The organism is Pacificibacter marinus (assembly GCF_018860505.1).
Lineage (GTDB): Bacteria > Pseudomonadota > Alphaproteobacteria > Rhodobacterales > Rhodobacteraceae > Celeribacter > Celeribacter marinus_B.
This window is the reverse complement of record NZ_JAHKPU010000032.1, coordinates 1-12,694: the sequence shown is the minus strand read 5'-3', so window position 1 is coordinate 12,694 and position 12,694 is coordinate 1. Positions and strand designations below refer to the sequence as shown.

Genomic DNA, 12,694 nt, shown 5'->3' with positions numbered 1-12,694 from the left:
GTGTCCAGATTCAAAGAGACCAATGGCTGATCAGACGCCGCGCCGTGCAGGCCGTCCGTATTCACCTGTGCCTATGCGTCAGCAATCGCATGATCGTGGCGCAGATCATCGGCGGGATCACTGGAATCAAAACGGTGCAACAGTTTCAGATTCTCGATCTTTGCCCGCTCTTTGGTGATGACGCAGCATAATGTAGCACCTTATAGCGAATGCCAGATTCTTACGCATCTAAGGCAGGGCGGGAAACGGAATTTCGCTAGGTTAACCGTGAAGGTCGGCACTTAGTAGTGTTGAAGCTCCAATTGGTCGAAATAGCTCTTGGGGGCAAAATGTCTCATAGTTTTTTCATAATTTATACTTTTTTCCGACGGAAAAATACATCGGCTACGTTATAGATGTATTGCCTCAGAAAAGGATCCAATCATGAAGACCGCTCTCACCGCATTGGCTGTGCTGGCCACAACTGTACTTCCGCTTTCAGCTGAAACTCTTTCGGCAGATGTTTGGGCCGACAATTGGTTTGAGATGCGCATTGATGGCGCACAGGTTGCACAAGACAGTGTTTCGATCACCACAGAGCGGTCGTTCAATGCTGAAAGCTTTACCTTTGAGGCCGAGCGCCCGTTTGTGGTTGGTTTGGTCGCCAAGGATTTCAAAGAGAACGATACAGGGTTGGAATACATTGGGACCCCGCGCCAACAAATGGGCGATGGGGGCGTGATATTGCAGATTTTAGATGAGGCAGGTGAGCCTGTCGCTGTAAGCGACGATGGCTGGCAGTGTCTTGTGATCCATACAGCCCCGCTCGATAAATCCTGCGAAACATCGTCTGATCCTGTTGCTGGCGAAGGGACCTGCACCTTTGATATATCTGATGAACCCGCAGGATGGGACACAGCCGCTTTTGACGCATCAGATTGGCCGCAAGCAAATGTCTATTCTGAACATGAGGTCAGCCCCAAGGATGGCTACGACGAAATCAATTGGGCTGAGAGTGCTGAATTGATCTGGGGTCCTGATCTTGAACAAAGCAACACTGTTCTGTGCCGCTTAACCGTTGAATAATCATATTTAGGACCGTCAAATTATGACCCTTTCCAAACCTATCGCGCTCATCGCTTTTTCAATTATTTCTATTCCCACATACGCCAGCGCTCATGACGATCAGTGTAGCGTGGTTGCCGCCTCTGTCGCGGATGCGGGATTTGAGGGCGATGTCACAGTGACCTGTACCGACAGCCACGCCATTTTAACATCTGACACATACCCAGATCACGACTTGATGACGGGAATTGTCGGCACAAACGAACAGGTTCCCGTACCTGCAGAATATGCCGCGCCGATCATCTTGACGCCAACGCTGGGGACCACGCCTTTGACTCGCGATGCGGCTTTGGGCGTGGCCGTGAACGGTGTGCCGATTTACGATTACACAGGCGGCGGCGAGATGACTGAGGCCGATCTCGCGCACCATCAAGCGCAGCACGACACGTTGCAAACCAATCAATTGGATGTCTGCGGCGGCCACGCGGGGCGGGGCGATGATTACCACTATCACGCCAAACCCACCTGCATGATTGAGCAAATGAAAAACGCTGGCGACGCAGCAATTATTGGCTGGGCTTTTGACGGTTTTCCGATCTACAGCGATGCCAATCCTGACGGTACTGCGATTGCCGATGGGACGTTGGATGTGTGCAATGGTCAACCCGACGAGGTGTTTGGCTACCGCTATCACACATCACCCGACTCCCCTTACATCGTTCAATGCCTCATGGGCGAAGTCCCTGATTTCGATGCCTTGCCCCGCGTGCGTCCTTTGTCTGCTGCAACAGGTGGCGGGGCGCAGCCAGGTCGTCCTCCGCAAGGTGGGGTTGACGATCTAGTGTTTACGCAAAACGATGATGGAAGCCGCAGTATGGATTACACATATGAAGGTGACCCCTATTTCATCCGCTACGCGCCAGCTGAGACCGAGGGGTGTTATTCATTCACAACTCAAACGGTCACAAACAACGGTGAGGTGATGACCGGCGAGTTCTGTCGTTAATACGGTTTGTACAGATAAGGGGTGGCCGCAGCATTGGGCGCGCTCGGATCAACGGGCTTGGGACTGCGCAACACGGCCCAAATCATGTAAGCTCGCGTTCAATGATCCATTGTGCCAACTGATTGCACGCAAGCTGCGACGGAAATGGTCGCCGCAGCAGGTAGCGGGTTGGCTCAAGCGGAAACATCCCGAGGACGAGCATCTTCGCGTGTCCCACGAGACGTTCTATCGCAGCCTTTATGTGCAGACCCGTGGGGTCTTGAATAAGGAATTATAGGAGTGTCTGCGCAGTCCACGCGCAATCAGATGGTCCCGCCATGCGACCCAGAAAGGGCTCAAGTTGCGCAAGATCAAGGGGGCGACCCCGTCCCTTCGGAGGTCGAGGGTCGGGCCATGCCAGAGCACTGGGAGGACGAGCTCATCGTGGGATCTAACAACAGCTATATAGCTTGTGATGTTGGCAAAGGTCGAAAACAAGGACACCCAAAGCGTTATCACTGCCCTGATCAAGCCAAACTCAGCGCTGTCGCGCGCCAACTCAACGAGCGCCCCCGAAAGACCTTGCAATACCAAACCCCAGCAGAGAAATTTGAATCCTGTGTTGCGGCGATCCGTTTAAACCACACTTCCAAAGCTGACATTCGCCGCATCACAAAAAGTCATCAAAGTGTATTGAAGGTTCACTGGCGGCTGCGACCGGCCCGAAGCAGCCAGTGAGCAGCAGTAACGTCGTCGACGCATCGATGCTTCCAGATTTGCTTGCCCAGATCGACACGGATCATGATATCGACAGCGTCACCGCTGATGGCGCCTTCGACACGCACAAATCTTTCGGCGCCATCTCCGACCGCAGCACGGCCGCAGTCGTTCCGCCTCGTCGAAACGCTGAGCCATGGAAACAGACAACTGCAGGCGCTGAGGTCATTCTTCCGGCCAACACATTCTTCGCCACGGCAGCTGCCGCCATAAGATGTGGGGCGACACCAGTTTTTTGTGATATCGAAGTGGATAGCCTACTGCTAAGTCTCGAAGACGCGGGCACTCATTGCAGTCCATCTCTTTGGTCATGCCTGTAATATGGATGACGCAATGAATTTCTGCGCTGTACATGGTCTGCAATTCAAGCGCGCATCCTTTCAATAAAATTGCCGCATCTGCAGAGTTGGAATAAACGAAAGAACGAGATATTTGATCTCTACAGGAACCATCTGGCTCAGCCTCCTGCTTTTATTTTCAATGATCCGCCTGGGGTCGTCTCGCGCGACACTCCAAGTTGTGGTGCAGATCGCCGATAGGGATCGCATTTGCGAAGAGTTGCGACGCAAAGGCGTGCCCGTTGGTATACATTACCCCGTTCCCTGCCATATGCAGCCTGCGATCACATCCGGCGCATATCATGTCTCGCTGCCCAGAGCTCAAGAGGCCGCTGGGCGCGGTCTTTCCCTCCCGTCCGGTCTGGGCTTAAGTGATGAAGTTGTGTTGCGGATCGCAGATCATTTCAACGATCTAGTAGAGTAGCTAGTCACGTGAGTTCCCTAAAGACAGATCATAATCAAGAAATATTGTCCGAAAGGTATTTGGTCCCCAGATACAAATGCGTGATGGATTTTCTGATGACCCCGTTTCTTATCATCATCGCAGCGCCTATTCTGTTGATATCCGCGCTCTCGGTTCGGATAGACTCTCCGGGCCCGATATTTTACCTGCAGGAACGTGTTGGGTATCGAGGCAAGATCTTCAGTATTTTCAAGTTCCGGACCAGGACACATGATACTAACGCCGGAAATGAACATCTTCTGGAAGTGCTCAAGACCGCCGACCCTTCACGGGGGCAGTACAAGACGGGTATGGAAAAAAGGATCACCAAGACTGGGAAGATTCTTCGAAAAACAAGCCTTGACGAACTTCCGCAACTATTCAGCGTAATGCTTGGGCATATATCGCTTGTGGGACCACGCCCGCATACTGTGGAAGAAGTCTCTCTCTTCCCGAAGAAATACGCGTTGCGCCATGAAGTGCCTCCGAGCATGACCAGGTTATGGCAAATCAGCGGTCGAAACAAGCTCAGTCCCATCCAGATGCTAGATCTTGATCTCGAATATGTCACCCCTGCTTCCATTGGTCGATATTTTCACATCCTTGTAGCAACCATTCCAGCAGTCTTATGAACATCCGATACAGAATAGCGGGTTTTAGATTGCCATTTGGTCCAACGCTGAAGTTTTTTAGGAAACTCCAATGGTCCTAATCTGTACTGGGCATGATCTATCGTGATAGGACGACGACCTACCGAGCGAACGACTATTTTATATATTTTTCTGGGATTAGAGCCATGGTGAAATTCGTGGTTAAAATTCACCTCACACTTGAGTTTTACTTGGTCTCATTTTTCTGTTGCCAGAATCTAAGGTAAAGGCTTAGCACCCCGTTATCGTTCCTATGGACCTGACCTGAGCCCCTAAAACTCCTCCAGATTTGTGTAGAGTCTGCCCAACAAAAGGACGGACAAATGAAGGCACGATTTACGGACGAACAAATCATAGCGATGATCAAGGAACAGGAAGCTGGCGAGAAGACTGTCGATGTGTGTCGGCGGCATGCACTGCCTGGCAGGGTATTGCGCAGCAATGTCCCGAGAAGGTGGGCGTTGGCATGTCGACGCTGAACATTGAGCATGTGTAGCGCTACGGGTCCGAGCACGCATGCGAAAGATCACAGCACATCGCGGCACGGATGTGGTGTCGAAAGAGGACTTGGACCTCGCCAAAGAGAATGATCGGCTTCGACGCGAGAACCGTCTTCTCAAGGACTTGATCCGGATATGCAAACCGTCTGGGGGACGGCTTGCCCGGAGAAAGAGGGAGATTCTAAAAAAGGCCACGGTGTTCTTTGCGAGCCAAAAGCCGTGAGGTTTAGGTTTATCCACTGCCCTGCAGTCGAAACGCAGTTTCGATAAGAGGGGAAGAACGCCAATCTGCATTTTCGATTGGACGGATGTGCCATGTGACGAATGTCAGCGCGCGCGGCTTACGGGCGTTTCATAACCGCACAGCCAGTCGCAGACAACGGTCTGATATGGTGACGTTGGCGCATATCAAAGAACAGTCGCGTCTCAGTCTTGGTAGCTATGCGTTGCACGGCAGGGTATTTCCGTAGGAAATGTCCAGAGAGTGGCAGGCCACGCATGACTGAGGAGCTTAAAGAGATTGGTCTGGACGTCGGTCACCGCCAAGTCGGCAGATTGATGCGCGAGAACGGCATATCCGTTGTGCGAGCCCGCAAACATAAGGTGACCACAGGCAGCAATCATAAGTTCAACATCGCACCGAACCTGCTGAATCGTGACTTCAACGCTGATGCGCCCAATCAGAAATGCCTTCTCGGGACATTGCTGCGCAATACCCTGTCAGATAACAGGCAGGTGACATCAGTTACATTTGGACACGTGAAGGATGGTTGTACCTAGCGGTCATCTTGGACCTGTATTCGAGGCGCGTGATCGGCTGGGCTGTAAGCAATCGAATGAAACGCGATTTAGCAATCCGGGCGTTGAATATGGCCATCGCGTTCCGGAAACCACCAAAAGGCTGTATCGATCACACGGATCGTGGGTCGCAATACTGTTCCCACGATTACCAGAAAATCCTACGCAAGCACGGCTTCAAGATATCGATGAGCGGCAAAGGAAATTGCTATGAGTTTAAGTTGGTCCGCGCCAGCGGATTGAATGATCTGGGAGATCATTCAAAGGCGCAAAACGCGGCAGTCTTGCGTCGGGAAAACAGTCTCCCAGACTGTTTTCTGATCCTCCTCACCTTCTTCAAAACCCCTGCCGGGCAGTGATCAAGGCTGAACTGATCTGGCGGCATCCTTGGGAGACAAGACGGAAAGCTGAGATGGCAATCTTTGAATACATCAATGGCCTCGTAAATTCGCGCCGCCGCCACTCAGCACTGGGCTGGAAAAGCCCCGTCGCTTTCGAAAGGAAAGTGGCTTAAACGAGCACTTGGGGCGGCACGAAAGCGTGACAGATCCAGTGACGACCGAGCGCGATAGCGAGACGACCCCGCTTGCGACAAATGACGAATTTCTACTCGCTGCCACCGCCCAAAACCTCCGCAAACTAGCCAAGCATTGCCCGGCAGGGTATTGGCAAAGCCAATGCACGAGAGGGATCTTTCCTGCACCGCAGCAAACGAGCAAAGCCCGATAAAAAAGGCGCTCGCGCCGAATTTGGAAGTCCCATTTCTGCACTCGCAACCGTTAGTTTTTCAACAGAATCGGCGGGAATCGAACGTTCGCTGCAAATAGAATTTCGGGCATCCGTTTTTGATAAGCCGCCATTGGCACTATGCCGTCAATGTCTAGAACCGACCTCTGAGCGCCACAGGCGGCGGCACAGCGCCTTACACCTAGTGGCCCGATGGCACCCGCACCTCGAAAACCGAAAACAGCTCAGGCACGAAGGTCAAAACCGTCTACTTAGGCCCCGTGGAAAGACCATCTCTAAGGCGAGAGATGGCCATGAACGCGGTCGCACGGCACGGGGTCAGCATTGCACTGACCTGCCGTGCGTTTGAGATCAGTGAGACGTGCTATCGTTACAGTCCGGTTCTGAGTGATGAGAACGAAGAGTTCTCAGATTGGCTGGAACGACTGACAGCGGACAAGCGATCTTGGGGATTTGGCCTATGCTTTTTGTACCTGCGCAACGCGCAGGGCTACGGCTGGAACCACAAAATGGTTTACCGGATCTACTGCGAGATGGAGCTGAACCTGCGGATCAAACCCAAGAAGCGACTGAAACGTGATAGTCTTGAGTCGCTGGCCGTGCCTGAGGTCCCAAACGACACCTGGCCCATGGATTTTATGGCGGACCAACTGGCAGATGGCCGCTCTATCCACACATTAAACGTGTTGGATGACTTTAATCGCGAAGGGCAATGCATCGAAGTAGACTTCTCGTTGCCCGCTGAACGTGTCGTGCGCAGTTTGAACCAAATCATCGAGTGGCGCGGCCAGCCGAAAGCAATTCGCGTCGATAACGGCCCAGAGTATGTTAGTGGAAAGCTCATAGAATGGGCTGAGAAACGCAACATCCGGTTGGAATACTCCAGCCCAGCAAGCCGCAGCAAAACGCCTACATCGAACGCTACAACCGCACCGTTCGTAGCGAATGGTTGAGCCAATACATCTTTGAAACGATCGAGCAGGCACAGGATCAGGCAACGAAATGGCTCTGGGCTTATAACAACGAGCGACCCAATATGTGCATCGGCAGCCTCACACCCGCAATGAAACTGTAAACAGCCGCCTGAATTCTACGGCTGGACCCCAAAAATGGGGAGATTACCAATGTGACGACACTGGATGGCTTACTTTGCTTGGGTCCTAGAATTCAGTAAAAAACGCTTGTTGTGGCACAGCCGTTTGTGGCACGACCAAATCCTTTCCCCAGCGCAATGTGATTTCTTGCGCGACATTACTTTGAATGCTCATTGGCGCATTTGTAACTGTGATTGATGCACCAGGACCTAAGAGGGTGCCGTTTACGGAAATAGGCATGGATGCTTCTAGCGTATAGGTGCCAAGGGTGCGCAATGTGATGACTTGCGCTTGCGGTGTTGCCATCAGAGTCTTGCCTGCGACCCAAATGGGCCCCCAGTGGGGGATAAAGTTGGATTTTAAGGCCTCACGGTCTAGTTCAAACAGTGGTGTTCGCGTCATGCTGGTCTCTGGTGATACCGCGTGTTCAAGCTGAGGGCTGTTGAGTAGCAAAAGCGGGATGGTCTGGCTGTTGATGGCTTGTGACAAGACTGGCACGCCTGCATTGCGGTAATTTAACACGCCCCACGTGCTCATAAAGAACCCTGCTTTGGGAAACCGCGCGATGGAGCCATTGCGGTCAATATAGGCAACGGGTTCTGGAAACACCTCGTGCACTGCGTCAAGGACGACAGCTTGCGGGTGCTTTGAGGCGCTCAAACGATCCACCCAAGAACTGCCAGATGTGAACAGGCAGGCCACAATCAAGCCCGCCAAAAGTGGCACACGGGATTTTGCGGCCTCGAAAACAGCGGCGCTTAAAATCATTGCAGGCGGAAAAATAAACGGGAAATAATAGGGAAATGCATTGCGATAAATGGCGAATGACGCCAGCGGCAAAGCCAACCCTAAAACCACGACTGCGGCCAATCCATGCCCTGTTAAGTGTTTGCCTTTGATTAGCAACAAAAGCGCACCTACAAGCACGATAACGCTTGGCGCCAATGATGCGTAAGTGTTGTGCAATATATAGGGCCAGCGCGGGAACAAAATGGACGGCATCAAGGTCGTGTTGGCGGCATTGGACAACATCGCTTTGGATCCTGCCAAACCTGCATCGGCCAAGGTGCTTTGATGCCAGTTGTAGCCCAGACCAAAGAGCATAGCGCTGATCGCGAGCATCGCCAAGATCGCCATAAGAACAGGGGCCTTGCGCGGCTCTGTTGATAAGCGCCAAAGAATAGCTGCCAAAAAGGCTGGCAGATAGAACACCACCTTCACAGTGATCAGCGCAGACAAAGCAGCGCAAACCGAGAACCCAAGTATCGCCCAGACGCCAAGGGGGGCTCTTATGGCGATGGCCAGACAGGTCATTATCAGAAAAGCGGCCGATGGATCGGTGCGAAAACTGGTGCCATGCACAAGCGTGTAGTTGAACGACAAATAGACAAGCCCCGCAAACAGCGCGCAAGAGCGGCTGAAAAAGGCACGTGCCGTGACATAAATCGCCGTGACCGTGCCTACCAAAGCCAGCCACATGACCAAGCGCCCGATCACGACTTGATCCACCTCGTTGAGGTCTGTCGTAGTCAGCGAAAGTCCAAAATGCACATGGATCGTTTGCAAGGCGGTTGAAAAAGTGCCGCGCCCATAATCATGGATCTGCGAGAGATAGTAAAACTCATCCCAATTGATCTTTTGGAATACAGCCAAATGCAAACTGGCCAAAAGCGTGAGAGCAATAGTCAAAATGAGACCTAAATCCAACTTATTTCCGTAGTTTTTCATTGTCTCGCTTCACCCAAATATAAAGCCCTACACCCATTGCGGATGTCACCAAGTCGATGATCGTACACATCACACGATGCAACACGCTGACTGTCAAAGCCGATGTTGCGCCAAAAACAGGCGTTAAAAACGCCAGTATGACAACCTCGCGCACGCCCAAACCTGCCGGAGCACCCGGGGTCACGTAACCCGCCAACCATGCCATCGCAAAGACCACTAAGGTCAGTACGAACTGTTCGGATGTTAGCGCTGCGATGCTGTGCATAAACACCCCAAATGACAGTCCTGTCAGCACGAGACTTAGGCCCGCAAGTCCAGTTGCTGCGGTCCACAGTCCAGCACCGATGCGTGGCATCGCTTCGCGCGATTTGAACTTTCGCGTCACGAAAGCTGCCGCCAACATGATGGCCAATAACAGCAAAATCACCCGCATGGGAGTTGCCTGTGGGGGCAAAAAAGCCAGCGCTTGTGCGAAAATATCGGGGACGAACACATAAACCACAATAAAGATCACGGCACCTGCCGCGAGCGCCGCTAAGACTTCAATCACTGAGGTTACGGCCATCAGCGTGAGCGGAATACCGAGCGCGCGCCCTAAAACAGCGCGGCCAACGAAATGCCCGATATTGCCTGGCAGATAGCGGCCCAATTGCGCGACGATGAACACCGAGAACACGGGCCTGATGCGCAAGGATTTATCCATGTTACGCAGGATTTGGGTCCAATTCAGGCCGGCCACGACAATGCACAACACGTATAACAGCACGGATGCTCCGGCCATTTTAAAGTCCATCTGCGCATAGTCGAATGCTGCGATTGTGGCCCAGTTCGAATGGATTGCATAGCCGACACAGCCGATGGCCAATAGGGACACCAAAACACCTGTCGCTGTGAGCAGACGTATCATGGCAGGTCGGTCCAATGGGGCATGTCAACGCGCATCGAGATCACGTGGCCGTGGCTGTCTTTTTGGAAGCCGTCTTCGCTTTGGTGGGCGCTTTCGCTGTGGCAGGGGCTTTGGCTTTTGGGGCTGGAACCTTGGCAACGTTTTGCGCTTCGGCCAGCATGTATTCGACCCGTTTGATCCGCTCCAAAGTCGCCTCATGCAATTGCCGATTGCGACCGATCAAATCCGCCAAAATGCCAAGCATCATCGCCACGATCCCGAGCATGAACAGCGTGCCACCAATGACCAAGGATTGAATGTGACCTTGGCCACCATCAATAAAGAAGAAATAGATAAAACGCAGGATTGGCGCCGCCCCGATCAAAGCCGAAACAAGCCCGATGACCATGAACACTTTGAGCGGGTAATACATCGCATAGGCGCGCACGATGGTCGTTCCTGTGCGCATTATGAACCCTGGAATAGAGCCAAACAACCGCGATGGACGATCCACTTCGTTGGTGCGGATCGGGACGGCGATCACGGTCAAACGGTTGCGTCCCGCTTGGATCAACATTTCTGTGGTATAGGAAAAATCCGACAAAATGTGAATGCGTTGGGCGGCTTTGCGACTTATAGCGCGAAACCCACTGACGGCATCAGGGATATTTGTGTTGGATAGACGCCCGACCACGAAACTGCCCACTTGCTGTAAACGTTGTTTGAGCCAAGAAAAATGCGCGTGATCGCCCACCTGACGATCGCCGATCACGATGTCGGCGGTGCCATCCAAAATCGGGCGCACGAGCTTTTCGATGTCTTGCCCAGCATATTGATTGTCCGCATCTGTGTTGACGATGATATCCGCGCTCAGCGACAAAGCAGTATCGATGCCCGTTTGAAACCCACGGGCCAGTCCGCGATTTCCAGTATGGCGCACTATGTGGTGAACCCCCAATTCGCGGGCCAAATCAGACGTGCCATCGTGACTGCCATCATCGATCACAAGGTATTCGATGACATCAATGCCATCAATCTGATGCGGCAAGTCTGCCACGGTTTCCGCGAGCGTTCCAACTTCGTTGAACGCCGGTATTTGAATGATGAGTTTCAACCTGTTTCTCCGTCTTTATCCGCCGCGAGATTGTCTCGTCTATTCGGATACTGCCCACTCTTATGTTTGGTTGCAGTATTTAGGACCAATCGGCTTCAAGCAACCTAAGTTAGAAAAAAGACGGTTTGTGCCGCTTTATCAGACGTCATATGTTGCAACTGTTTCCTCGACGACACGTTCCCAATTGTAATAGGCGATGCAAGTTTGCATGGAGCGGCTGACAAAGTCCGCGCGGGTCTCAGGGGACCAGCTTGCAATATCGTTGATTTTGTGGGTCCAAGCGGGGGCCTGTTGGGGGGGAAGTAAAAATCCAGTGGTGCCCTCAATGACAGCATCGCTCAAGCCTCCAGAGGCTGAGGCCAGCGTCACCGCGCCACAAGCCGAGGCTTCGGTTGCGACCAGTCCAAAGCCTTCAAATGTGCGGTTTTGCAACGGGATGTTTGGAATGATCACGGCCAAAGCATTCGCGTAATACTCAATCAGTTTCGTTTGTGGCACAGGCCCCAAATAGTCCACTTTCGGGTGCTTCAAACATTGTGCCTCTTTGTCATCCCAAATGGTGCCCGCCACCTGCAGCGTGATATCATCAGGCAGCTGAGGCAGGACGTGTTCGACAAACCATGACAGGCCTTTGAGTGGCAAAATACGCCCTGCAAACAGTAAAGATCGTGTGGGCGTGGGGGCTGTATCAGTGCCACGTAAATCAGACGCCAAAGGCACCACAGCGACATCACTCCAGCCAAGATCACGCGTGGCAGCAGCAGTGGCCCCAGAATTGGCCACAACGCACGCGCCAGACAAAAGACGTCGCCCCAGCCGCAGATAAGCACCGTACAAACGCCCCTTAAGTCCGCCGCGCAAAGGATAACTGACATCCGTGCCATGGGCAGACAATATGATGCGCGTGGGCCAGCGTTTGAGTTTGGCAGGCAAAGCCAAAGGCCATGTCGCCATATCGCCGACGTGTAAAACGCGTGGGGCCTGTTGGGTGCGTAAAATAGTCCAAAAGGCGCGCCAGCCAAAAGTGAGCAGTGTTTTCTCACTGGGCGGCGCGCCGTTTTCGCGGCCTGCACAGGCCAAAAGCGTGACGTCATAGCTGTCTTTTAGGCCATCACAAAGCCGCGCCGAATAGGTTTCCATCCCGCCGATCGCAGGGGGAAATTTGCGCGTTACAAAGATCATCGATGGCTTGGTGTCGGTCACGGCATGTCTCATATGTTACTGGGCACATGATGACCTGTTGTTGCGCGCTTCACCAGCAAAAACGCCGCCCCGAAATGGAGCGCCATTTGTACGGCGTAATTCAGTATGCATGGCGTAAAGTGTGGTTTTGGGCGTGCTGGGGCATTCAATGCAAACACGTGGCGCAGCGTGAGCTGTTCCAACTGAAGTGGTCCGGCAAATTTGGGCAGCGTGCTAAGGTGTATCCAACACGAATGAATGGATACGAGAATGACGAAGCGACGGAACTTTTCAGACAAGATCAAAAATGGTCTTGCCTCGTGTACGTTCCGGTCTCTGAACTCATTTATGCGGCCTTTCGCTCGAAAGCCAAGGGGCTTTTGCCGCCCAGCGATGAGTGGCGACGGCG

Annotated in this window: 10 protein-coding genes and 6 pseudogenes; 12 read left to right on the top strand and 4 right to left on the bottom strand. The window is 52.8% G+C overall.

The window, feature by feature from the left end; translation table 11 throughout:
* The first annotated feature begins 22 nt into the window (after positions 1–22).
* From KO503_RS11835 to KO503_RS11780, 11 genes and pseudogenes are all read left to right on the top strand, one after another.
* Complete coding sequence (locus tag KO503_RS11835; protein ID WP_215991761.1) at positions 23–178, top strand: hypothetical protein; 156 nt, start codon at positions 23–25, stop codon at positions 176–178.
* Positions 179–423: 245 nt separating this feature from the next.
* On the top strand, positions 424–1,065 hold the full coding sequence (locus KO503_RS11830) for a PEBP family protein (protein ID WP_215991760.1): 642 nt from the start codon (positions 424–426) through the stop codon (positions 1,063–1,065).
* Positions 1,066–1,087: 22 nt separating this feature from the next.
* Positions 1,088–2,050, top strand: coding sequence for a YHYH protein (locus KO503_RS11825; RefSeq protein WP_215991759.1), 963 nt, complete (start codon positions 1,088–1,090; stop codon positions 2,048–2,050).
* Between the two features lie 37 nt (positions 2,051–2,087).
* Positions 2,088–2,665: pseudogene (locus tag KO503_RS18085) on the top strand (transposase); the annotation flags it as partial.
* Between the two features lie 98 nt (positions 2,666–2,763).
* Positions 2,764–2,967 (top strand): annotated as a pseudogene (locus KO503_RS17795) (transposase); the annotation flags it as partial.
* 6 nt (positions 2,968–2,973) lie between these two features.
* Positions 2,974–3,193, top strand: a pseudogene (locus tag KO503_RS18025) (DegT/DnrJ/EryC1/StrS family aminotransferase).
* Between the two features lie 45 nt (positions 3,194–3,238).
* Positions 3,239–3,568 carry a DegT/DnrJ/EryC1/StrS family aminotransferase gene (locus tag KO503_RS11810; RefSeq protein WP_215991757.1) on the top strand — a complete coding sequence of 110 codons (330 nt, stop codon included), beginning with the start codon at positions 3,239–3,241 and terminating at the stop codon, positions 3,566–3,568.
* An 83-nt stretch (positions 3,569–3,651) separates the two neighbouring features.
* Entirely contained in the window at positions 3,652–4,218 is a 567-nt protein-coding gene (locus KO503_RS11805; RefSeq protein WP_290122938.1) for a sugar transferase, read from the top strand.
* A 341-nt stretch (positions 4,219–4,559) separates the two neighbouring features.
* Positions 4,560–4,715, top strand: coding sequence for a transposase (locus tag KO503_RS18080; RefSeq protein WP_436836515.1), 156 nt, complete (start codon positions 4,560–4,562; stop codon positions 4,713–4,715).
* 37 nt (positions 4,716–4,752) lie between these two features.
* Positions 4,753–6,048: pseudogene (locus KO503_RS17790) on the top strand (IS3 family transposase).
* 493 nt (positions 6,049–6,541) lie between these two features.
* Positions 6,542–7,356 (top strand): annotated as a pseudogene (locus KO503_RS11780) (IS3 family transposase); the annotation flags it as partial.
* 85 nt (positions 7,357–7,441) lie between these two features.
* Here the strand turns inward: KO503_RS11780 and KO503_RS11775 are convergent.
* From KO503_RS11775 to KO503_RS11760, 4 genes are all read right to left on the bottom strand, one after another.
* Complete coding sequence (locus KO503_RS11775; RefSeq protein WP_215991755.1) at positions 7,442–9,103, bottom strand: ArnT family glycosyltransferase; 1,662 nt, start codon at positions 9,101–9,103, stop codon at positions 7,442–7,444.
* Positions 9,084–10,010, bottom strand: coding sequence for a lysylphosphatidylglycerol synthase domain-containing protein (locus tag KO503_RS11770; protein ID WP_215991754.1), 927 nt, complete (start codon positions 10,008–10,010; stop codon positions 9,084–9,086). The genes KO503_RS11775 and KO503_RS11770 overlap by 20 nt, the downstream gene beginning before the upstream one ends.
* Before the next feature lie 40 nt (positions 10,011–10,050).
* The gene (locus tag KO503_RS11765) at positions 10,051–11,103 is read right to left on the bottom strand and encodes a glycosyltransferase family 2 protein (RefSeq protein WP_215991753.1); all 1,053 of its coding nucleotides are present in this window, start codon (positions 11,101–11,103) and stop codon (positions 10,051–10,053) included.
* Positions 11,104–11,241: 138 nt separating this feature from the next.
* A complete protein-coding gene (locus KO503_RS11760; RefSeq protein ID WP_215991752.1) occupies positions 11,242–12,306 on the bottom strand; it encodes a glycosyltransferase family 4 protein in 1,065 nt (354 codons plus the stop codon).
* Between the two features lie 74 nt (positions 12,307–12,380).
* Between KO503_RS11760 and KO503_RS11755 the strand changes: the two are divergent.
* Positions 12,381–12,694, top strand: a pseudogene (locus KO503_RS11755) (hypothetical protein); the annotation flags it as partial.